21 protein-coding genes and 1 pseudogene are annotated in these 19,080 nt (G+C 69.0%); 14 read left to right on the top strand and 8 right to left on the bottom strand.

The genetic code is table 11. The features are described from left to right. Nucleotides 1-14: 14 nt before the first annotated feature. Nucleotides 15-603 (bottom strand): annotated as a pseudogene (locus FH610_RS45475) (replication initiator); the annotation flags it as partial. Nucleotides 604-661: 58 nt separating this feature from the next. On the opposite strand from FH610_RS45475, the gene FH610_RS15670 reads away from it, so the two are divergent. From FH610_RS15670 to FH610_RS15660, 3 genes are all read left to right on the top strand, one after another. Beyond that, entirely contained in the window at nucleotides 662-895 is a 234-nt protein-coding gene (locus tag FH610_RS15670; protein ID WP_139575155.1) for an NUDIX hydrolase, read from the top strand. A gap of 195 nt (nucleotides 896-1,090) precedes the next feature. Continuing rightward, on the top strand, nucleotides 1,091-1,516 hold the full coding sequence (locus FH610_RS15665) for a hypothetical protein (RefSeq protein ID WP_205825802.1): 426 nt from the start codon (nucleotides 1,091-1,093) through the stop codon (nucleotides 1,514-1,516). 351 nt (nucleotides 1,517-1,867) lie between these two features. Then, a complete protein-coding gene (locus FH610_RS15660; protein WP_139575153.1) occupies nucleotides 1,868-3,109 on the top strand; it encodes an IS256 family transposase in 1,242 nt (413 codons plus the stop codon). Nucleotides 3,110-4,051: 942 nt separating this feature from the next. On the opposite strand, the gene FH610_RS15655 is transcribed toward FH610_RS15660, so the two are convergent. After that, a complete protein-coding gene (locus tag FH610_RS15655; protein WP_139575152.1) occupies nucleotides 4,052-4,528 on the bottom strand; it encodes a hypothetical protein in 477 nt (158 codons plus the stop codon). 166 nt (nucleotides 4,529-4,694) lie between these two features. On the opposite strand from FH610_RS15655, the gene FH610_RS45210 reads away from it, so the two are divergent. Together FH610_RS45210 and FH610_RS15645 are read left to right on the top strand one after the other, a co-directional pair. Then, nucleotides 4,695-4,823, top strand: a complete 129-nt coding sequence (locus FH610_RS45210; RefSeq protein ID WP_276607671.1) for a hypothetical protein — start codon at nucleotides 4,695-4,697, stop codon at nucleotides 4,821-4,823. 229 nt (nucleotides 4,824-5,052) lie between these two features. Further along, a complete protein-coding gene (locus FH610_RS15645) occupies nucleotides 5,053-6,327 on the top strand; it encodes a hypothetical protein (protein ID WP_139575151.1) in 1,275 nt (424 codons plus the stop codon). 51 nt (nucleotides 6,328-6,378) lie between these two features. Here FH610_RS15645 and FH610_RS15640 read toward each other — a convergent pair whose 3' ends face one another. Then, the gene (locus FH610_RS15640; RefSeq protein ID WP_139575150.1) at nucleotides 6,379-6,891 is read right to left on the bottom strand and encodes an isochorismatase family protein; all 513 of its coding nucleotides are present in this window, start codon (nucleotides 6,889-6,891) and stop codon (nucleotides 6,379-6,381) included. A gap of 110 nt (nucleotides 6,892-7,001) precedes the next feature. After that, nucleotides 7,002-7,595, bottom strand: coding sequence for a TetR/AcrR family transcriptional regulator (locus tag FH610_RS15635; RefSeq protein WP_139575149.1), 594 nt, complete (start codon nucleotides 7,593-7,595; stop codon nucleotides 7,002-7,004). Nucleotides 7,596-7,843: 248 nt separating this feature from the next. Between FH610_RS15635 and FH610_RS15630 the strand changes: the two genes are divergently transcribed. The 3 genes from FH610_RS15630 (at nucleotide 7,844) to FH610_RS15620 (ending at nucleotide 9,378) form a co-directional block, all read left to right on the top strand. After that, complete coding sequence (locus FH610_RS15630; RefSeq protein ID WP_139575148.1) at nucleotides 7,844-8,254, top strand: organic hydroperoxide resistance protein; 411 nt, start codon at nucleotides 7,844-7,846, stop codon at nucleotides 8,252-8,254. A 136-nt stretch (nucleotides 8,255-8,390) separates the two neighbouring features. Beyond that, a complete protein-coding gene (locus FH610_RS15625) occupies nucleotides 8,391-8,966 on the top strand; it encodes a TetR/AcrR family transcriptional regulator (protein ID WP_139575147.1) in 576 nt (191 codons plus the stop codon). After that, complete coding sequence (locus tag FH610_RS15620; RefSeq protein ID WP_205825801.1) at nucleotides 8,959-9,378, top strand: thioesterase family protein; 420 nt, start codon at nucleotides 8,959-8,961, stop codon at nucleotides 9,376-9,378. The genes FH610_RS15625 and FH610_RS15620 overlap by 8 nt, the downstream gene beginning before the upstream one ends. Before the next feature lie 356 nt (nucleotides 9,379-9,734). Here FH610_RS15620 and FH610_RS45205 read toward each other — a convergent pair whose 3' ends face one another. Further along, on the bottom strand, nucleotides 9,735-9,857 hold the full coding sequence (locus tag FH610_RS45205; RefSeq protein WP_276607670.1) for a hypothetical protein: 123 nt from the start codon (nucleotides 9,855-9,857) through the stop codon (nucleotides 9,735-9,737). Between the two features lie 61 nt (nucleotides 9,858-9,918). After that, nucleotides 9,919-10,545 (bottom strand): TetR/AcrR family transcriptional regulator, encoded by a 627-nt coding sequence (locus FH610_RS15615; protein ID WP_205825800.1) that lies wholly within the window; start codon nucleotides 10,543-10,545, stop codon nucleotides 9,919-9,921. Nucleotides 10,546-10,643: 98 nt separating this feature from the next. Between FH610_RS15615 and FH610_RS15610 the strand changes: the two genes are divergently transcribed. Together FH610_RS15610 and FH610_RS15605 are read left to right on the top strand one after the other, a co-directional pair. Continuing rightward, on the top strand, nucleotides 10,644-11,231 hold the full coding sequence (locus tag FH610_RS15610) for an NADPH-dependent FMN reductase (protein WP_139575145.1): 588 nt from the start codon (nucleotides 10,644-10,646) through the stop codon (nucleotides 11,229-11,231). Beyond that, entirely contained in the window at nucleotides 11,228-12,370 is a 1,143-nt protein-coding gene (locus FH610_RS15605) for an erythromycin esterase family protein (RefSeq protein WP_139575144.1), read from the top strand. Before FH610_RS15610 ends, FH610_RS15605 begins: the two co-directional genes overlap by 4 nt. A gap of 25 nt (nucleotides 12,371-12,395) precedes the next feature. On the opposite strand, the gene FH610_RS15600 is transcribed toward FH610_RS15605, so the two are convergent. Continuing rightward, a complete protein-coding gene (locus tag FH610_RS15600; protein ID WP_139575143.1) occupies nucleotides 12,396-12,782 on the bottom strand; it encodes a winged helix-turn-helix transcriptional regulator in 387 nt (128 codons plus the stop codon). 103 nt (nucleotides 12,783-12,885) lie between these two features. Between FH610_RS15600 and FH610_RS15595 the strand changes: the two genes are divergently transcribed. Together FH610_RS15595 and FH610_RS15590 are read left to right on the top strand one after the other, a co-directional pair. After that, entirely contained in the window at nucleotides 12,886-13,509 is a 624-nt protein-coding gene (locus FH610_RS15595; protein ID WP_139575142.1) for an NAD(P)-dependent oxidoreductase, read from the top strand. Between the two features lie 100 nt (nucleotides 13,510-13,609). After that, nucleotides 13,610-15,871 (top strand): catalase, encoded by a 2,262-nt coding sequence (locus tag FH610_RS15590; protein WP_139575141.1) that lies wholly within the window; start codon nucleotides 13,610-13,612, stop codon nucleotides 15,869-15,871. A gap of 69 nt (nucleotides 15,872-15,940) precedes the next feature. On the opposite strand, the gene FH610_RS15585 is transcribed toward FH610_RS15590, so the two are convergent. Then, nucleotides 15,941-16,777: a helix-turn-helix transcriptional regulator gene (locus FH610_RS15585; RefSeq protein ID WP_139575140.1), complete on the bottom strand. Its 837-nt coding sequence runs from the start codon at nucleotides 16,775-16,777 to the stop codon at nucleotides 15,941-15,943. 74 nt (nucleotides 16,778-16,851) lie between these two features. On the opposite strand from FH610_RS15585, the gene FH610_RS15580 reads away from it, so the two are divergent. Both FH610_RS15580 and FH610_RS15575 read left to right on the top strand, forming a co-directional pair. After that, entirely contained in the window at nucleotides 16,852-17,628 is a 777-nt protein-coding gene (locus tag FH610_RS15580; protein WP_205825799.1) for a dienelactone hydrolase family protein, read from the top strand. A 91-nt stretch (nucleotides 17,629-17,719) separates the two neighbouring features. After that, nucleotides 17,720-19,069 (top strand): ammonium transporter, encoded by a 1,350-nt coding sequence (locus FH610_RS15575; RefSeq protein ID WP_240808987.1) that lies wholly within the window; start codon nucleotides 17,720-17,722, stop codon nucleotides 19,067-19,069. Nucleotides 19,070-19,080 lie beyond the last annotated feature (11 nt).

The raw sequence follows: 19,080 nt of genomic DNA, 5'->3' as shown, positions 1-19,080 counted from the left end.
TCGTGGACCGTGGGCAGGTCGTGCGGCTTGACCCGCCGGTCAAGCGTGCCGGAGGTCTCCGCCGCCTTGGTGGCGTACTTGGCGACGTAGGTCGCCACGGCGCGCCCGGACAGGTGATGTCCGTCGTGAAGCTCGCCGGGGTCGATCCGCCGTACGTCGACCTGATCGCTCCACACCAGGTGCCGGGTCGGCTGGCCGAGGTCGGGAGCATCCAGCCGTACGGCCTTGACGGCGGTGCGGATGGCGTCGCTGAGCAGGTCGACGGTGGCCCAGGCCGGAGGCGGGATGACGCCTTCGTCCTTGGCGGAGGACACCCGAACCATGCGGTCGAAGTCCTTGCGAGTGAGCCCGGCCGAGGCCGCCAGGTGGCGGCGCAGGTAGATCGTGAAGCGGCGCCACAGGTTCCCGGGGTGGGCGTTCCACGACACGCGGCCGGTGTAGTCGTAGGTGTCCGGGTCGAGGGGTTGGCCGATGCACGGGTCACCCGCGTCGTGCCGTTCGAAGCGGGCCCAAGCTCGGGGCGGTCAGGGTGGCGAACACACGTGGGTGGGTGCGGACGGTTTCGGGTACGCCCTTGTCTCCGCCGAGCAGGCCGGGGCGGATGAGGCGGAAGGTGTCGCGGCGGTAGACCTCGGCGCAGGCGGGGCAGCGGGCGGTCGCTTTGACCGGCGTCTACAAGAACATGGCCCGCGGCATCGTCGCCTTGGTCTTTCGCTGCAAGGCCACCGGCGGACAACTCTCCCTCAATAATGAGGTCCAGCGGTTTCATTGGGCTACGCCCGCCGAAGTGGCTGAAATGGTCACCGAAGCCTTCGCGGTGCGAGTGCTCGACGCCCTGCACGACCGCGCACCAGCGGTCAGACAGCACGACGGTGTGCATCTTGTCTACTCGTAGTGATATCCCGGCCCTACCCCCTCCGGAAGGGCGGGACCCGTCAATGGTCGCCTCGTCGTGCAATCTCCTCAGCAGATCACCATCCTGTGACGCAGCATCTTCACAGCGGACAATGCGGATTACAGCTACGGCCAGAATCCCGTGAAGACCCTCCGCGGGGGTACGTGATCTACTTCCTATGTGGGGAGCTCGAACATGGACTACCGCGGGTCTGGTTTCTGGGTGCACGACTATCAGGCAGAAGTGTGGCTGTACCTCCTGGCGCAGGAGGTCAAGACGATCCCCGAGCCTCCCGCATGGCTCGCTGGCGCCCGAACTGACTGGGAGATACAGGCCACGGCCGGCTTCATGGGATGCGTGTCCTCCTGCATGGACAAGCATCTCGGAACAGAGCCCGATCGCGTCGCACTTGCCCTTGACCTGTCGGAGCGAGTCCAGCGGCGGCTGCTCGCGTGGTCTCCGGCGATCCCGAAGGATCTGGCGAACTCCTTCGGCACGGGCGGCGAACAGGAGTCATTCAACGCGGACCTACCCACCGGCCCGCTGCTGGCATGCGGTCGTGCCTTCATCAGCCTGCTCCGCGGAGAGTTCCCATCCGGATACGACAGGTGGGCGCACTGAGATCGGGGTGCAAAGCATCAACCGAAGCTGCTGTGCCAAGCATCGAGGTAGGACAACCCGCAGGTCCAGTGTCTAGTCCCATGAGATCCAGCCGCGCCCGGCGCAAGCCCAGCAGACCGGCTCCTCCGGCTCATGGCCGGCCGTGACCGATGGCATCCGATGACCGAGGAACCGCGACCAGGTTGACGTACACGCGAGGCCGGCCTTGCCCCTCCGTCCCCCGGGGCCCGGGTTGCGTCCACGGAAGTGGTGTAAGAGTTTCCGCTGGTAGAGGCGTGGCGTCGTGAAATGAGGACGGCCATCGCGTGATCCTTCGTGATTGCGAAGTCAAGATCGAAGGAGAAGAAAGCGATGGCCGTGAACGACAGTGTGGACCCTGCCGCCTGGCTGGCGGAGCAGATTCAGGCGCAGGATCCGGATCTGTTGCGATCCATGGTGAAGACCATGGCTCAGGCGTTGATGTCGGCCGAAGCCGACAACCTGTGTGGGGCCTCCTACGGCGAGCGCAGCAGCGAGCGGACCAACTCCCGCAACGGTTACCGCAAGCGGGAGTGGGACACCCGCGCCGGCACCGTCGAGCTCGAGATACCCAAGCTGCGGCAGGGCTCGTACTTCCCCAACTGGCTGCTGGAACGCCGCCGCCGGGCTGAACAAGCCCTGATCAGCGTCGTCGCCACCTCCTACCTGCTGGGCGTGTCAACGCGGCGGGTGGACAAGCTGGTCGAGCAGCTCGGGATCGGCGGAATCTCCCAAAGCCAGGTCTCGGCCATGGCCAAGGTGCTGGATGAGCAGGTGGAGGCCTTCCGCACCCGGGCGCTGGACGCAGGCCCGTACACCTTCGTGTGGCTGGATGCCCTCACCCAGAAAGTCCGCGAAGGCGGCCGGACGGTCAACGTGCACGCCCTGGTCGCCACCGCGGTCAACGCCAACGGCCAGCGGGAGATCCTCGGGCTGGAGGTCACCTCACGTGAGGACGGCGCGGGCTGGCTGGCATTCCTGCGCGGCCTGGTGGCCCGCGGCCTATCCGGCGTTCAGCTGGTCATCTCCGATGCCCACCTCGGCCTGGTGGAGGCGATCGGCGCCACCCTGCCCGGCGCGTCCTGGCAGCGCTGCCGCACCCACTACCTGCGCAACCTGCTGACGACCGTGCCCAAATCGGCCCAGCCGTGGGTGGCCACCCTGGTGCGGACCATCTTCGACCAGCCGACCGCAGAGCAGGTGCGTACCCAGCACGCCTGGGTCATCGACGCCCTGGCGGCCAAGTACCCGGCCGCCGCTGACCACCTCGACGGCGCCCGCGACGACCTGCTGGCATTCGCCCAGTTCCCCAGGGAGATCTGGAAGCAGATCTGGTCCAACAACCCCCAAGAGCGGCTGAACAAGGAGATCCGCCGGCGCACCGACGTTGTGGGCATCTTCCCCGACCGCGCCGCCATCATCCGGCTCGTCGGCGCCGTACTCGCCGAGCAGACCGACGAATGGACCGAAGCCCGCCGCTATATCGGCCTGGACATTCTCGCCAAAGCACGCCTCCGCGTGATCTGCGGCGACACACCGAACCAGGAGCAACTCCCTGGCACCCTCACCGCTTAACCTGCAGAAACGGATCACGCGGTGGCAGACTCATACACCACCTCCGTGGACGTGACCCCGGCCCGCTGCCGCTCCGCGATGGGTCGACGGCGTACGAGGTGATCAGGGGCAGGGGTATGCGAAGGCCGGGCAACAGGGCAACATGTAGTGCCATGGGTTTCTGGGGAGCGCTTGTTGTCGCACGGTGTGACGTCCGGGTGCCCGAGTTGGAGGCGTTGAAGGGTTACGACGGCTATACCCACGAATGTAATCATCCAGCGGGCGGGTGGCAGGTCTGGCAATTGGACGCTGTGGACTCCTTGCCAAGTCCAAGAGTTCTTGCGCAGAACCTGGTTCAGGAAACTGGTGCACCCGCTCTTGTTGGTTTCGTGATGGACAGCGACTGTGTAGCGTTAGAGGCTTCCAGTCGTTCGACTGGTTCATGGTCAGCTTGCCTGGCCCCGCATTCCATGGCTGGATACCTCCGGGAGGACGGCATCGAAATGGGTCAACTGTTCCTCTCACCTGAGGAGGCGGCTGAGGCGGCAGTAAGGTGGGCGGCTGATGCGGGATATCACACTTCAACTGATCCGATTGCGGAGATCCTACGTCGTGAAGCAGACCCTCTCGCAGAGGATCTGTTCTTTGAATTGCTTGAGCGAGTTGGGCTTTCGTACTCGGATAGTAAGTGAGAGTGGGCAAAGGCCGGTACGGTCGCGAGCACATTTGCACCCTTCGTCGGCGGAGAGGGACCGGCCGGCTGGCGCAGGAGTCAGCGAAAAGTCAGCGAACCCCGTGATCCGGGACCGTCCGATCAGGCACTGGTCGGGACGGCGCCCGCACTAACGACACGCAATGGCGCTCGCAGAATCGCAGACGGAGGCGCAACCCGCGTTCACACCGAAGAGGTCACTGATTCGATTGAGGAATCGCCAAGACCTGTGGTGGACTAAAACGAGTTGGCTACCGGCGTTCCTCGGCGAGCCGGCGGTCGGCGGCGGTGCGAATACGTCGTGTCCTTCCATCGCCGGCGAGCAGCCGCAGAGCAGTCGGTGACGTCAGGATCTGCACAGCCGTGCGCTGGAACCAGTCGGAGGCGGCAAGGACATCCTCCGGCTTCCAAGGGGCGTTGACGGCGATCGACCTGAGCAACGTCCATTCGTACAGGCGGCGCCCGAGGAACCCCTGCTCTCCCACCTCGGTTGCCATGGTGTGGAACCAGTCGCCGAATCCGGGGTCGGTGAGCAACTGGTGTGCCCGTCGGTCCAGATGCCGGGCCACCGCCGACTGCGCCATCACCTCATCGGGATCGCGCAGGATCACCCGCACCATCTCGGCTTCGTCTTCTTGGCAGACATCCGCCAGCTGCTGAAGGTAGCGGTTGAAGCGCTGATGTTCGTCCTCGTCCGGCTGCTTGCCGGTGTCGCTCCAGCCGCTCACGCTGCGACTCCTTCGGGGCGTTCGACAACGCTCCCCACCTTTCCAGGTACCGTCCTGGTCCCGGCATTTGGTGATCACGTGTCAGACGCGCTCTAGGCGAGATTCATGTGGCGACCTGGACGGCGGCCTACGCCGGTTTCTCCGCCCGGAATTCTCCGTCGAAGGCGTGAGACAACGGCGCACCAAGTGGCGCAACGTGCTGACCGGGGAGCAGGGCAGCGTCATGCTCGCCGCGCTGGACGCGCGCCCGCCGAGTGGCATCGGCCACGTACGACTGCGTGAAACACCGCGGTAACGCCGTTTCTACGCCGTGTGCGGCTTCATGGAGTCGAGTGCGGCACGAAGGCACGACTTCGGCGACGGCCGTCCGGTCGACCAGGTCGAATACCACCTCACGTTCTCTCTGACGCAGAGGCCGACGCGCCGGTCTTCTGGCCGATTGACGCGATTCCGGAAAGGGGTGGATGCGATGCGCGATCGCGAACATACTCACGGTTGTCTATCCCCCGACCGAAGGGTGCGTCATGGGCTTCGAAGCAGGCTGGATCACCAATCCTCCGTACCCCGGAAGGCCCAAGGTCAAGAAGGCACTCCCCGCGTACGAGAAGGACGATACGGGTGGCCTGGGCGCCGCCTCGGACAACGACCTCGGGGCCTCCTTCGACTACGGCTTCATCGAGGTCGATCCGGAGGCGTGGCTGGAGGGGCCGGACCGCACTCTCTACGTGTGCGGCAGCTACCAGGGGCTCATGGAGTACTGGATCGAGCGTGGCGCCTTGGGCGACCCCGCCTACAAGGCAACCGCGGCAAGTATCGGCGAGAGCTACGCAGCCGAGGCCGAGGCACTACTTCCGTTCTGGGAGAGCAGGCGGGCCGAGTACGAGCCGGGCGAGCGGGGTGATCAGACCGTCACTCTGGGACGCATCCTGAAGGGCATCGACGACACCGGGCAGCAGGTCACTGTGCCGCCCGGGACCTATCTTTGCCGGGGCACCGAGTCGAGACAGATCCCCGGCGAGACACAGTTGTCACCCTTCAGCGTCTCGATCACAGTCGGCGGCAAATCCGTCCTGATCAACCCCGACACGCTGTCGGGGTACGTGGACGAGCACGTCGTCGAGGCCAAGAGCCTGGGGCTCGCGAACACGCTCAAGGCGGAGACCATCAGGGCACTCTTCGCGGAGACCAAGTCGCTCATCAGCGCCTACGTCCCACAGGACGAGTGGCTCCAGGACGAGCACGTGCACTACGTGACCTCCGACGAGATGGGAGCTGTCTTCGTGCTGGAGAAGATGCCCGCCTCGGCCGAGGCGGTGGAGGAGGCGCGGAGGAAGGACGACGATTTCTTCGAATACGGTGCGAACACCCCGGGCGTGTGCTTCGGCGACCACATCTTCATCCAACTCGACCAGCTCGGCATCGGAGTCGAATATCACGAGGCCGTGCATAGCCTGGCGCATCCGGCGACCCTGAAGATCCTCGGCTGGGGCTTCAACGAGGGCGCTACCGAATACTTCACGCGCATGCTGGTCGCCGGGGCCGGTGACAGCCACAAGCTGGTCCGCCCTAAAGAGCAGTACCAGTCCGAGCGTGAGGGGGTAGAGGCGCTGATCGACCTGGGCGTCTTCACCGCGGAAGACCTCGCCAAGGCCTACTTCGCGGGGCAGATGCAGGCCCTCTTCGCCAAGGCGGCGCAACGGCTCGGGAAGGGCTTCAGCCTGCAGGCGTACGCGCTGCACCTGCAGGGCGGGTACGCCTCCGCGGCACGGCAGACGCTGCAGGGCCTGCTGTCCCACTAGACATCCGTCTCGGCCGGGCCTGGAGCGCGCCCGGCCGCTTACTGCTTGCTCTCACTCCAGTGCTGCCACGACCTCGGCGGTGGTGCTGACAGTGGCGATGCGCGGGAAGATGTAGTCGAAGGCGAACTCATGGGCGTGTGCGTCGAGTGCGGTGACCGCGTCCTCGGGCAAAATCACCGTGAAGCCGAACTCGTCGGCGAAGCGCGCGGTCTGCTCGACGCCGAAGTTCGTGGCGATCCCGGTGATGATCAAGGTGTCGACGGCGTGCTTACGCAATGCCTCCTCCAACCCGGTGTTGTGAAATGCGCCCCAGGTGTGCTTCACGATCTCCAGGTCGCCGAGCACCCCTTCCACCAGTTCGCTGCCCGGTGGCTGCTCCGCAACGCCTGGCCGCTCGACCCGCACGGCGACGACGAGACCTCCTGCCTTTCGCACCGCGTCGGCCAGCGCGAGGGAGCGGGCGACCACGGCGGATCCGGCATGTGGTGCCGTGGGTTGCTCGACGATGCGCGTCATGAGATCGATAAGGAGCAATGCGGTGCGGCGAGGATCCGGTTTCTCCATGATCGGCATGGTAGCGATCCGGATTCGTTCACCTGATGGCGGTCGCCGTCGCTCCGGGCGGCCAGTCGTGGTGTCGACCGGCGGTTCTTGACCACGCGACCGTCCTGACCTCACGATGCGCTGGCGTGTGCCGGAATGTGCTGATCGATGAGGATGCGGGCGGCGGCGACGGAACGTGAGACAGGGCCGGAGGGGCCGAGCGTGGCCGCGTTGGCGTACAGGCCGGAGATGACGAGCATCAGCATGTCGGCCAGGGCGCCGGGGTCGGTGGCGCGTGCGGTGGCGGCGAGGGCGCGCAGCCGTTCGCGTAGCTGGTCGAGGTGGGCGACGGCCTCCCGGCGGCCGGGATGGTCGGGATCGCGATACTCCGCCGAGGTGTTGTAGAAGGTGCAGCCATGGGCGTCCGAGGTCCGGGCGGTCTCCTGAGCGTGTTCCACGATGGCCAGGAGTTGGCGGGCGGGATCGCCCTCATGGCGAGCGATCGCACTGTCGAGTTGTGACCAGGCATGGTCGTGCAACTCGCCCACCCATGCCTTCACCAGATCGTCCTTGCCGGTGAACTCGCGGTAGAGCACGCTCTTGCCGAGCCCCGTCTCCTCGACGATCTGCTGCATGCCCACGGCCCGCGCGCCCTGCTCGCCGAACAGGCGCGCTGCCGTCTGGAGGATGCGTCGCCGGGTGCCGGGGGCCGGTCTGCGCGTCACCGTCTGTCCTTCCCGTGTTGAGCAATCTTGGTTGACAGCCTACCGCCCTGCCCTCAGTATTGGGACCGATCGGTCCGGACCGATCGGTCCGTAAAGAGTGCCCGCTGCCGCTTAGCCGGCGCGCGCCATCGCCGCTGTGGCGGGGGCGGCTATCGGGCCGGCCTCTGAACGGTCACCGTCGTGACCCTGGCCGTCGCGCTGCTGCCGGCCCTGGGCGCGAGAACCCCGCAATCACGAAGGGAAAACCCATGCGGATTTACACTGCCACCGCCACCGCACAAGGCCGCGACGGCCGGGCGGTCTCCTCGGACGGCCGGCTGGACGTCCAGCTCGCCCTGCAGAAGGAGCTGGGCGGCAACGGCGACGGCACCAACCCCGAGCAGCTCTTCGCCGCAGGCTACGCCGCCTGCTTCGCCACCTCCATGAAACTCGTGGCGGGTACGCAGGGCCTCGACGTGTCCGACGCCTCGGTCACCGCGGAGGTCGGCCTGTCGCCCAACGGCAAGGGCGGCTACCAGCTGGACGCCGTCCTGCGCGTGGAGCTGCCCGGCGATCTCACCGAGGAGCAGGCGCGGAATCTGGTGGACGCCACCCATCAGGTGTGCCCGTACTCCAACGCCACCCGCGGCAATATGCCTGTCGAACTGCTCGTCGAGTAACGAGCCCCGACGTACGGCCCGGCCGGCGAAAGCCTGCCGGGTAGTACGTATCCCGCGTTCGATCGGCGCGGGGATGGACACGGTGGGCCGGCTCCGACCTCTTGTGTTCGGTTTACAGACCTGTCAGTATCCGACCATGGAAGATCGCCCGTTGAGTCCCAGCGGGGAGCGACTGCTGGAAGTGGCTGCCGAGGTCTACTACGCCGAGGGCATCCGAGCGACCGGTGTCGACACCCTGGTGGAACGAGCCCAGGTGTCCAAGCCGACGTTGTACGCCCAGTTCGGGTCGAAAGAGAACCTGGTGGCCGCTGTGCTCGACCGGCGCAGGCGATCGTGGCAGGCCGCCCTGACCGCCTTCCTCGCCGAATGCCGTGCCGATGACCCCAAGACGGTGCTGGCGGTCTTCGACTGGCTGGCGCGGGGACACGGGCGCGAGGGGTTTCGAGGCTGCCCGTTCACCAACGCCGCCGTCGAACTGCCCGATCCCGGCCATCCGGCCCGCGCGGTGATCTCCGCCTACAAGGACTGGCTGCGCCGGACCCTGACCGAACTGGCCGAGCGGGCCGGCCTGCACCGGCCGGAGGAGGTGGGTTACGCGTTGTTGCTGCTCATCGACGGCGCCAACGCCCGGGTGGTGGTCGACGACGACCGCCAGGCGATGCTCCGGGCCAAGGAGGCCGCGGCCCGGCTGATAGGAGTGGATGATGCGTGAGGTGCCGATCGGGCTGGAGCACGAGTTCACCTTCGAGATTCCGCACACCAAGATCGTCGCGGCGTTGTACCCCGAGTCGCCGGAGTTCGCGACCATGCCGCCGGTGCTGGCCACCGGATTTCTCGTCGGGCTGCTGGAGTGGACATGCGTACGGGCGCTGATGCCCTACCTGGACTGGCCGCGCGAGCAGACGGTCGGCACCCACATCGCCGTCAGCCATCAGGCGGCCACCCCGCCCGGCCTGAGCGTCACCTGCCACGCCCGGCTGAGCGGCGTCGACGGCCGGCGCCTGAGCTTCGAGGTGACCGCCCACGACGGCCAGGACCTGATCAGCACCGGAAGCCACGAGCGCGCCCTGATCGACGCGGCCCGCTTCACCCGGCATGTTCTGAGCAAAGGTGGCTCTCGATGAGCCGGATCTCCCTGACCCGCCTCCGTCGCTGAGGCATGACGGCCGATCCGGTGCATCACGCCGAGGACGACCCGGCGGGGATCTTGGGTGTGCTGCCGGAGCGGTGGCACGAGCTTCCTTAGCGAGCACCACAGCCTTGAGGGGCGGCTCAGCTCCCTCGGCGGCCGACACCGGGGGTGCCGTCGCTCTGGGGTTCGGCCGTTGTCGGGTGAGACGCTTGCCTGAGCGTAAGCGCGGCGACGACGGTGGCGCCCAGCGGTGCCCCGAGGCCGGCGACGACCGCCAGGACGAGCGCGATGAAGATCGGCGCCGGCACCAGCATGCGCCCGCGGCCGTGGCCGTCGAAGTGCCGGTGGTCATCGGTCCGCCTCGGTGGTCAGGTGCGTGAACAGTCCGGCCTGGATGCGGGTGGTGGCTCGACATGCCCAATCGGCGTCGATCTCCGGGCTCACGAGGGCGGCGTCGGTGTTGAACAGCATGCAGGGCCTCTTCCGCCGGTGCGGGCGGCTCGGGGTGTCGGTCCGGACCGGCCGGCCGTGCTCAGCGCTTGTAGCCGTAGAGGAAGGTGCGCACCCCCGCGGTGACCATCGCTCTGACCGCGTCCTCGTCCTGCAGGGCGGCTCGATCGGTCAGATTGTCGGCGGAGATGAGCAGCATCAGGTGCCCGGCGGCGCGCGCAGGATCATCGATCGCGAGTTCACCGCGCTCGGCGACGCGGCGTAGCCGTTCGGCCAGTTCCCGCCGGGTGCGGCCGGGGCCGCTGTCCTGCCAGAACGTGAGCGCGGCCGGCGGGATGTGCTCCACCTCGGCGTGTATCTGGCGGATGAGCGCGAAGTGCGGGGCCAGGTCGGAGGTCAGCAAGGAGAGCCAGGCCAGCCCGAAGTCGACCAGGTCCGTCTCCAGGTCGACGACCTTGCTCAGATGGCGGTCGATGATGTCGACCATGGTGTCGGCGACGCGCTGCGTGCTCTCCTGGATAACCGTCTGGAACAACTCGGCCTTGTCGGAGAAGTGGTTGTAGATGGTGCGGTTGGATACGCCTGCCTCGGCGGCGATCGCGTCCAGGCCGGCGCGGGTGTAGCCGTCACGGGCGAAGAGTGTCAGCGCCCCGGCCACGATCGCCCGGCGCTTGTCGGGCAGGCCGGCCGATTTCCTTCTCTCCGTCACGTTCGCTGAGACTACTCGGTTACACCGACGCTTGCATCGATTGCACCGATCGACGTAATCTCTGCATCGATCGGTGTAAATGGCGTCGAGGAGGCATCATGCCCAAGATCGGGATCATCGTCGGCAGCACACGCCCCGGCCGTCGCGGCCGCGCCGTGGCCGAGTGGGTCGCCTCGGTGGCCGCTCAGGAGCGTCCGACGGCCGACTTCGAGATCGTCGACCTGGCCGACTTCGCGCTGCCTCTGCTGGATGAGACACACCCGGCGGCATCCGGTCTGTACGGCAACGCGCACACCACCCGCTGGGCCGAGGTGATCGCCCGCTACGACGGGTTCGTGTTCGTCACACCCGAGTACAACCGCTCGATCCCGGGGGCGCTGAAGAACGCCCTGGACTTCATCTATGCGGAGTGGAACAACAAGGCGGCCGGCATCGTCGGCTACGGCCTGCACGGCGCGACGAGGGCCGCCGAACACCTCCGGCTGATCCTGGCCGAGCTGAAGGTCGCCACCGTACGCACCCAGGTGGCGCTGTCCCTGCACGACGACTTCACCTTCTCCGTCCCCACCGAGCCGGGCGTCCTCGCTCCCGGCCCGCACCAGCGCAAGACCCTCGCCGCCCTGCTGGACGACGTCGTGGTCTGGTCGCGGGCGCTTCAGCCGGTCCGCGAAGGAGCCCTGGCATGACCGCCGCACCCGGCCCTCTGTCCGAAACCGCCCTCGACGAGTTGGCGGAGGCGATCGCCGCCGGCGCGACGATCGCCGGGCTCGGGGAGTCCACGAGGTTCGCCCACGAGACCTTCGGCGTACGCGACGAGCTCTTCCACCGGCTGGTCCGCAGGCATGGTTTCCGGGCACTGGCTCTGCAGGACGACGCCGCAGTCGGTGCGACGCTCGACGCGTACGTCACCGGCGGCGCGGGCACGGCCGCATCCGCTCTCGAGAGCGCCTGGCGTCCCTGGCGCACCGCCGAGATGGCCGCGGCGCTCGACTGGATCCGCACATTCAACCAGGACCATCCGGACGACCCTGTCCGGATCCTGGGGGTCAAGCCCGCGCAGGCATGGCCCGACGACTACGACGCCGTGCTCGAACACGTCCGCCGCACGGCCCCACACCTGCTGGCCGAGCTGGCCTTCCACCTGGAGCCGATCCGTAGCGCCCACAAGATCGAAGAACATGTGCAACGCGCGCGAGGCCTGCACCCCGGCCGGCCCTTCGCGGAGCACGCCCGCGACGCGCTCGCGATCGTCGAGCGACTGCCCGGCGACGCCGTCCTGGCCAGAATGCGCCTCATCGTGGGCTTCCACGAACGCAGCGTCGCCGGACGGGACGACTACGCGGGCGACGCCCGGACGTGGGCGGAGACGATCAGCGATCATCGGCGCAGGACCGGCCACCGTGTGGCCTACTGGGACGGCATCGCGCACACCTCGGCGGCCCCGACGACCCTGGGCCTGGCTCCCCACCGCGGTCCCCGGCCCACAGTCGGCAGCGTGCTGCGCCAGCGCCACGGTGTGGGGTACGTCTCCGTCGCCATCGGCTTCCACCACGGCGATCTCGGCGTCGCCACCGTGCCGGAGCCGGACCCGAACTGGCTCGACGCCCGGCTGGACGCGGCCGGCCGCCCCGCCCAGTGGCTGGACCTGCGCTCCGGCGACCTGCGCCGCCGATGGGAGGGCCCCGCGAAGACACGCGTCATCAGCGGCGTTTACGACTCCTCTCGTGACGCCGCCGAACACCTCGCCGTCGCCTCGCTGCCCGACGCGTTCGATGTTCTCGTGCACCTGCGCCGCGTGTCCCCGGTGCGATGGCTGCCCGCGTAGCCCGGGTCGGCTTCCGCCGCCCGCGTCAGCCGGTGCGGTCGAGGCGGGCGGTGTCGTCGTACGACTCGCGGGCGTCGAGCAGTTCGTCCCAGTGCTCCGCCGCCCAGGCGCAGGCGGCCGCCAACGGTTCGAGCAGGCTGCGGCCGAGGGGGGTCAGTTCGTACTCGACATGCGGGGTGGCCTCGGCGTAGACGGTGCGCTTGACGAGACCGTCCCGTTCGAGGGACCGCAGCGATTGGGTGAGGACCTTGGGAGTGACGCGGTTCAGCGGTATGCGCAGCTCGGAGAACCGGCGCGGCCCGTGCTCGAGGCAGCGGATGATCAGCGGCGCCCACTTGTCACCGAATCGGATCGGATTGAGCGAGGACGGACACAGCTCGTCGAACATGTCGGCGGGCAGGGGTTCCCTCATGGCCTCACGATAGCCGGTATCCCGGTGGTAACCGCGGCTCCGGATAGCGTCCGGGGCATCGGCCGGGCACACGGGCTCCGGCCCTGGTGAGAGGTGGTTCGCCATGAACATCGTGGTCTTCGGCGCGGGTGGCCGGGCCGGGCGGCAGGTGGTCGCGGAGGCGTGCCGGCGCGGTCATGAGGTCACCGCCGTGGTGCGCGACCCCGCACGCCACAGCGACTTGGGCGACGTGCGGGTGGTGGCGGGCGACGTCACGGACCCGGCGAGCATCGAGCGTGCGGCCGCCGGGCACGACGCCGCCATCAGCGCCGCCGCGGACCTGTCCGTGGCACCGCACGACTTCTTCACCGCGTCGGCCCGCGCCCTGTCCACCGGCCTGGCGAAGGCGGGCGTACCCCGCCTGGTGGTGGTCGGTCTCGCGTCGGTCCTGCCCGGGGCGTCCGGTGCTCCCCTGATGGACGAGCCGGGCTACCCCAACGAGTACCGCGCCTTCTACCTGGGGCACGCCGCAGGCCTCGATGAGCTTCGGACCTGCGACCTGGACTGGGCGTATGTGGCACCCGCGGGCGACTTCGACCATGGCGGCACGCGCACCGGCCGGTACCTGCTCGCCGATCACGGCGACATGACCAGCCGGATCACGTACGCGGACTTCGCGATCGCGCTGCTCGACGAGGTCGAGGCGCCACGCCACCACCGCGCCGCCATCAGCATCCGGGAGGCGTGACAGCCCGGGCGTCCGGCGGCGCGGGCCGATGTTTCGGCCTCCTACCTGCGGGTATTGCGGCGCGGACCTGTCCGTGCCGCTCCATGGAGGAACTCGCCGAATGGATGCCAGCAAGCCTGCCAAGGCCGTCAAGGACGTCGTGGAGAACGCCGCCGAGAAGGTGGCCGACCTCCTGACGCCGGACGTTCCCGGCTCGCCGGGCAGTGCCCCGGCGACCGTCGAGGAGCCGGCGACGCCGCGCGACCCGCTGCCGCCGAAGAAGGAGCAGGGCGCTCCCGCGACCGTCACGCCGACCGGAGCGGAGACCGGCGCGCCCGCCACGTCGAAGGGCCAGCAGGGCGCCCACCTCACCACCGCGCAGGGGGCGCGGCTGCGCGACACCGACCACTCGCTGAAGGCGGGCGAGCGCGGCCCGACCCTGCTGCAGGACCACCACCTGCGCGAGAAGATCACGCACTTCGACCACGAGCGCATCCCCGAGCGCGTCGTCCACGCCCGGGGCGCGGGCGCCCACGGCGTGTTCGAGGCGTACGGCACCGCCTCGGCGGTGACCAGGGCCGGCTTCCTCAAGAAGGGGAGGAAGACCGACGTCTTCGTGCGGTTCTCCACCGTCCTCGGCTCGCGCGGCTCGGCCGACACGGTCCGCGACACCCGCGGCTTCGCGACGAAGTTCTACACCGACGAGGGCACCTTCGACCTCGTCGCCAACAACATCCCGGTGTTCTTCATCCAGGACGGCATCAAGTTCCCCGACGTGATCCACGCGGGCAAGCCGCACCCGGACAGGGAGATCCCCCAGGCGCAGAGCGCCCACGACACGTTCTGGGACTTCGCCTCCCTGCACACCGAGGCGCAGCACCACACCATGTGGAACATGTCCGACCGGGGAATCCCGCGCTCCTTCCGCATGATGGAGGGCTTCGGCGTCCACACCTTCCGGCTGGTCGACGAGGCCGGGGAGACGGTGCTGGTCAAGTTCCACTGGAAGCCCAAGCTCGGCGTGCACTCCCTGACCTGGGAGGAGGCGCAGATGCTCGGCGGCATGGACCCCGACTTCCACCGCCGCGACCTGTACGACGCGATCGAGGCCGGCGCCTACCCCGAGTGGGAGCTCGGCATCCAGGTGTTGCCCGACACCCCCGACCAGACGTTCGAGGGCATCGACCTGCTCGACCCGACCAAGATCGTGCCAGAGGAGCTCGCGCCGGTGCAGCCCATCGGGCGGATGACGCTCAACCGGACGCCCACGAACTTCTTCGCCGAGGTCGAGCAGGTCGCCTTCCACGTCGGCCACCTGCCGCCGGGCATCGACGTCACCAACGACCCGCTGCTGCAGACGCGGCTGTTCTCCTACCTCGACACGCAGATCACCCGGCTGGGCGGCCCGAACTTCGCGCAGATCCCGATCAACCGGCCGCACTGCCCGGTCAACGACATGCTCCGGGACGGTTTCCACCAGCACGCCGTGCACGCCGGGGTCGCGCCGTACCGGCCGAACTCCCTGGACGGCGGCAACCCGTTCGTCGCCGGTGACGCGGAGAACGCGTTCGTCGACACACCGGTCGAGGTCGCCCGGGCGAGGAAGGTCCGCGCCAACCCCGTCTCCTTCGACGACCACTTCAGCCAGGCCCGCCTGTTCTGGCTGAGCATGTCGCCCGTGGAGAAGGAGCACATCATCCGCGCCTACACCTTCGAGCTGGGCAAGTGCTACGAGCAGGCGATCAAGGAGCGTCAGCTCCAGTGCCTGGCGAACATCGACCCGGTTCTCTGCCGGGAGGTCGCCACCGGGCTGGGCCTGCCCGCGCCGGAGCCGGCCCTGCCGCTCGCCGACCCGGCGCCGAGCCCCGCGCTCTCGCAGGTGGGCAAGGAGTGGCCGGCCGACGGCCGCATGGTCGGCATCGTCGTGGACGACGGCGCCGACCTCGACGGCGTACGCGACCTGCGCAGAGCCGTGTTCGCCGCCGGCATGGTGCCGCTGCTGATCGCCCCGCACGGCGGGATGCTGGGCGACTCGCCCGTGCAGCGGACCTTCGCCACCGCCCGGTCGATCGAGTTCGACGCCCTGCTGGTGGCGGCCGCGCCGGCGCCGGCCCCCGACGCCCTGCCCGCGCGCGACGCCAAGGCGGGCGCCGGCGGCTCCGTCGCGGTCGACCCGCGGGTGACGCTGATGATCGAGGAGTGCTGGCGGCACGCCAAGGCGATCGGCGCCTGGGGCGAGGGCGCGAAGCTGCTCGCGCAGGCCGGAGTCTCCGGCACACCGGGCGTGGTCTCCGGTGACTCCGCCACGGAGGTCTTCACCGCTGTGCAGCGGCTGATGGCCGCCCACCGCGTCTGGGAGCGGTTCCCCGCCTCGGTGGCCTGACGCTTCACATCGGGCGTCCGCAGTGCCTCCTCCCTCGATTCAGGACCGGGGGAGGAGGACGCAGGGCCGCTACTCGGCGGCGATCAGCTCGGCGATCCGCGCCTGGTCGGCATCCGCGGCGAGGAAGGCGACGAGCTTCTGCTCGACGTCGTCGGCGGTGAGAAGGACGACGTGCCGCATTTCGAGCTCGCCGAGGAGCGGATGGCGCAGTCTCTTGGTGCCCGAACTCAGCGGCGCGATGTCGTGCCGCGGCCACCATGCGCGCACCTCCGGGCTGGCGGCCTTGAGCCGCGCGGTCAACTCCGCGAAGCCGCGGTCGCCGGGGTGGCGGGCGGCGGCGGAACGGTAGCGCGCGAGCTGCGCGGACGCCTCCTGCTCCCACTCGACGAAGACGGTTCGCGCGGCCGGGTCGGTGAACATCCACCAGAGCATGTTGCGGGCGTCGGGCGCCAGCAGGAGCCAGTCGGTCCACAGGGCGCGGGCGGCGCGGTTGGCCGCGAGCACGTCCCAGCGCCGTCCCGTGACGTAGGCCGGACACGGATCGAGCCGGTCGACGAGCGCCGCGACGGCGGGGGGAAGGGTCTCCCCACCGGACGCGACGACCGGTGGTGCGGCGCGGTGGACGAGTTCGTGCAGGTGCGCGCGCTCGGCGGTGCCGAGGCGCAGAGCGCCGGCCAGCGCGTCGAGGACCTGACGCGAGGGGCGCACGTCCCGGCCCTGCTCCAGGAAGGCGAGGTAGGTCGGGGAGATCGCCGCGAGCGTCGCGACCTCCTCCCGCCGCAGGCCGGGGGTGCGGCGCCGGGCGCCCGAGGGAAGCCCGACGTCGGCGGGGCGCAGGCGGTTCCTCCGGGAGCGGAGGAAATCGCCGAGCTCCCTCAGCCGCGCGGGATCGACGGCATCGGTCATGGTGATCCTGATACTGCGGTTACTAGCATGAACGTCCTGTGGTTACGCCTATGGGGTGACGTTAGCGTCGTCCCGTGACTACACGATCTTCGCGCGCTCCGCACCGGATCCTCACAGAGTCGGCTGAGGTGACCGTCGCCGACGGGTCACGGATGGGCGCCTTCCTCGCCCGCCCGGCCGGCCCCGGGCCCTTTCCCGGCGTGCTGGTGGCGATGGAGCTCTTCGGCGTCAGCGCCCACGTCCGCGACGTCTGCGAGCGGCTCGCCGCGGAGGGATACGTCGCGCTGGCGCCCGACCTCTACCACCGCGACGCCCCCGGGATCGAGCTCCCGCACGACGCGGCGGGCCGCGAGCGCGGCTTCGATCTGCTGCACCGGCTGACGCGGGATCAGGTGGTGCACGACGTGCGCGCCGCCATGGAGCACCTGCGTGCGCGTGGCTGCGTGCGCGTCGGCATGGTCGGCCTGAGCCTCGGCGGCCACGTGGCCTACCTCGCGGCCACCCGCCTGGACCTCGCGGCGGTGGCCGTCGCCTACGGCGGTTGGATCCCGGCCGCCGACATCCCCCTCAGCCGTCCGGAACCGACGCTCGCGCTGACCCCCGGCATCACCGGGCGCGTGCTGGTCCTCGTGGGCGCCGAGGACCGCGTCGTCCCGCCGGACCATCGCCGGATGATCGCGGACGCGCTGCGGGCCGCCGCCGTACGCCACGAGATCGTTGAATATCCCGGCGTCGGTCACGGGTTCCTCTGCGACCGCCGCGACACGTTCGACGCCAGGGCGGCCGATGACGCCTGGCGGCGCGTACGGGAGCTCCTGGCCGAAGAACTTGTCGAGCATGGCGTTCGGTGAGGAGCCGGTAACGCCCTCGCAATAAGAAACATCGCAGTAACACTCCCGAATACGCCATGAAACGGCCAACGGTGAGTCTCATGGTGCGCCCGTGGCGGAACCTGCGGACGACCACCGTGAGGAGTGTGAGGCGATCATGCCGGTGAAGGTAGATGGCGGTGCCACCGCCTGGCTCCTGGCCTGTACCGCGCTCGTCCTGCTGATGACGCCGGGCCTGGCCTTCTTCTATGGCGGGATGGTCAGGGCAAAGAGCGTGCTCAACATGATCATGATGAGCTTCGTCTCGATCGCCCTGGTCACCCTCGTCTGGCTGGCCGCCGGATACAGCCTGGCGTTCGGCCCCGACATCGGGGGACTGATCGGCGGCCTGGCCCACGTGGGGCTGCACGACATCACCACAGGGTCGGTCACCGGGCAGGTGCCGACGCTGCTGTTCGCGACGTTCCAGCTCACCTTCGCCATCATCACCGCGGCGTTGATCAGCGGCGCCATCGCCGACCGGGCCCGGTTCTCGGCCTGGCTGGTCTTCGTCCCGGTGTGGGCGCTCGCGGTCTACGCCCCCATCGCGCACTGGGTGTGGGGCCCCGGCGGCTGGATCCACGCCATGGGCACGCTCGACTACGCGGGCGGCCTGGTCGTGGAGATCACCTCGGGGGCCTCCGGGCTCGCCATGGCGCTGGTGCTCGGGCCGCGGATCGGGTTCAAGGCCGAGGCCATGCGACCGCACAATCTGCCCCTGGTGCTGCTCGGCGCCGGGCTGCTGTGGTTCGGCTGGTTCGGATTCAACGCCGGTTCCGCGCTGGCCGCGGACGGCACCGCCGCCGCCGTCTTCCTCAACACCCTGGCCGCGGGGTGCACCGGCCTGCTGGGCTGGCTGCTGGTGGAGCAGCGCCGCGACGGGCATCCCACCACGTTCGGCGTCGCCTCGGGCGTCGTGGCCGGGCTGGTCGCGATCACACCGTCGTGCGGCTCGGTCGACGTGCTGGGCGCCCTGGCGATCGGACTGGTCGCGGGCATGGTCTGCTCGCAGGCGGTCGGCTGGAAGTTCCGGCACGGCTACGACGACTCCCTCGACGTGGTCGGCGTGCATCTGGTCGGGGGCATCGTCGGCACCCTGCTCATCGGATTGCTGGCCACCCGCACGCTCACCGGCGCCGACGGTCCCCGGGGCCTGCTGTACGGCGGCGGGCTGGCCCAGCTGGGCAAGCAGGCGATGGCGGTCCCGGTGGTCGCGCTGTACGCCTTCGCGGTCACCTACGGGATCGGCAAGCTGATCCACCGGCTGATGGGTTTCCGGGTGAGCGAGGAGGACGAGGTGTCCGGCGTCGATCTGGCGCTGCACGCCGAGACCGCCTACGACCACGGCGTGCTCGATCACGCCGTCCGGCTGCGCACCCACCGCCCCGCGCCGGCGCAACCTGATCCGCGTCCCACCACCTGATCGGACTTCAC

It is taken from the genome of Microbispora catharanthi, assembly GCF_006334915.2.
GTDB lineage: Bacteria > Actinomycetota > Actinomycetes > Streptosporangiales > Streptosporangiaceae > Microbispora > Microbispora catharanthi.
This window is presented reverse-complemented; position numbering and strand designations above follow the sequence as displayed.

What these genes read in the sequence shown, in the direction of transcription:
- FH610_RS15605 (WP_139575144.1), top strand. Translation starts at nt 11,228, where the DNA reads ATGACCGCCGCACCCGGCCCTCTGTCCGAAACCGCCCTCGACGAGTTG.
- FH610_RS15620 (WP_205825801.1), top strand. Translation starts at nt 8,959, where the DNA reads ATGCGTGAGGTGCCGATCGGGCTGGAGCACGAGTTCACCTTCGAGATT.
- FH610_RS15645 (WP_139575151.1), top strand. Translation starts at nt 5,053, where the DNA reads ATGGGCTTCGAAGCAGGCTGGATCACCAATCCTCCGTACCCCGGAAGG.
- FH610_RS45205 (WP_276607670.1), bottom strand. Translation starts at nt 9,857, where the DNA reads ATGCTGTTCAACACCGACGCCGCCCTCGTGAGCCCGGAGATCGACGCC.
- FH610_RS15595 (WP_139575142.1), top strand. Translation starts at nt 12,886, where the DNA reads ATGAACATCGTGGTCTTCGGCGCGGGTGGCCGGGCCGGGCGGCAGGTG.
- FH610_RS15640 (WP_139575150.1), bottom strand. Translation starts at nt 6,891, where the DNA reads ATGGAGAAACCGGATCCTCGCCGCACCGCATTGCTCCTTATCGATCTC.
- FH610_RS15600 (WP_139575143.1), bottom strand. Translation starts at nt 12,782, where the DNA reads ATGAGGGAACCCCTGCCCGCCGACATGTTCGACGAGCTGTGTCCGTCC.
- FH610_RS15610 (WP_139575145.1), top strand. Translation starts at nt 10,644, where the DNA reads ATGCCCAAGATCGGGATCATCGTCGGCAGCACACGCCCCGGCCGTCGC.
- FH610_RS15590 (WP_139575141.1), top strand. Translation starts at nt 13,610, where the DNA reads ATGGATGCCAGCAAGCCTGCCAAGGCCGTCAAGGACGTCGTGGAGAAC.
- FH610_RS15585 (WP_139575140.1), bottom strand. Translation starts at nt 16,777, where the DNA reads ATGACCGATGCCGTCGATCCCGCGCGGCTGAGGGAGCTCGGCGATTTC.
- FH610_RS15625 (WP_139575147.1), top strand. Translation starts at nt 8,391, where the DNA reads ATGGAAGATCGCCCGTTGAGTCCCAGCGGGGAGCGACTGCTGGAAGTG.
- FH610_RS15665 (WP_205825802.1), top strand. Translation starts at nt 1,091, where the DNA reads ATGGACTACCGCGGGTCTGGTTTCTGGGTGCACGACTATCAGGCAGAA.
- FH610_RS15630 (WP_139575148.1), top strand. Translation starts at nt 7,844, where the DNA reads ATGCGGATTTACACTGCCACCGCCACCGCACAAGGCCGCGACGGCCGG.
- FH610_RS15660 (WP_139575153.1), top strand. Translation starts at nt 1,868, where the DNA reads ATGGCCGTGAACGACAGTGTGGACCCTGCCGCCTGGCTGGCGGAGCAG.